The sequence below is a fragment of the Aminobacter sp. P4_D5 genome (genome assembly GCF_056401815.1).
On the sequence record NZ_JBFUIP010001214.1, the window covers coordinates 1 to 556 of the forward strand.

1 protein-coding gene is annotated in these 556 nt (G+C 67.3%); it reads left to right on the forward strand.

Annotated elements, in window-relative coordinates:
• Positions 1-556 (forward strand): serine hydrolase domain-containing protein (locus AC1DWF_RS37565; RefSeq protein WP_476843496.1); only part of this gene is annotated, 556 nt, incomplete at both ends.

Consider the following 556-nt stretch of genomic DNA (forward strand, 5'->3'; position numbering starts at 1 on the left):
GGTCATCCACCACGAGGCCTATGGCCACCAGGACAACGCCCGCCGCGTGCCGATGACGCGGGAGTCCATCTTCCTGCTGGCGTCGATGACCAAGCCGCTCACCAGCGTCGCCGCTGTCATGCTGATGGAGGAGGGCCGCCTCAAGGTCACCGACCCCATCACCCAATGGCTGCCGGAGCTCGCCAACCTCAAGGTCGAGGTCCGCAATGGCGACCGCTTCGAGGATGTGGCGCTGGAGCGTCCCATCACCGTGCAGGACCTGCTGCGGCACTCCTCGGGCTTCGTCTATTCCGACGCCTCGCCCTCCACCCGCATCCGCGACCTCTACCGCCAGCACGACATCGAGGCAGTGAACCGTCAGGTCACCGGCGACGAGATGCTGCGCAACCTCGGCACGATCCCCCTGCTCTTCCAGCCCGGCGCGCAGTTCTTCTATTCCATCAGCACCGACGTGCTCGGCCTGCTGCTGGAGCGCGTCAGCGGCCAGCGCCTCGACCGCCTCATCGCCGAACGCCTGACGGAGCCGCTGGGCATGCGCGATACCACCTGGTGGGTG